This is a genomic window from Rothia nasimurium (genome assembly GCF_928382285.1).
Taxonomy (GTDB): Bacteria; Actinomycetota; Actinomycetes; order Actinomycetales; family Micrococcaceae; genus Rothia; species Rothia nasimurium_E.
This window is the reverse complement of the sequence record NZ_CAKMSS010000038.1, coordinates 1-254: the sequence shown is the minus strand read 5'-3', so window position 1 is coordinate 254 and position 254 is coordinate 1. Positions and strand designations below refer to the sequence as shown.

Genomic DNA, 254 nt, shown 5'->3' with positions numbered 1-254 from the left:
TCGGCCAGTAGGCGTAGGGCTCTTGTTTTGAGTTCTTGGGGGTATTTGGTGGGCATGGGTGAAGTTCCTTTGCTCTTTTTTGTTTGTTTCCAATGTACGGGGTCGGAACTAAACCCAGTACATATCACTCGACGAAGAACTCACCGACCACCTCGGCTACCCCAAACACGCCGAAAACCCCAACCAAACAAGCCAAAACACCAGAAACGGCTACCGCACCAAAAGAATCCTCACCGACACCGTCGGCCCCATCG

At 52.4% G+C, this 254-nt stretch carries 1 pseudogene; it reads left to right on the top strand.

From position 1 onward, the window contains the following. Window positions 1–124 precede the first annotated feature (124 nt). A pseudogene (locus tag L6758_RS11160) lies at window positions 125–254 on the top strand (IS256 family transposase); the annotation flags it as partial.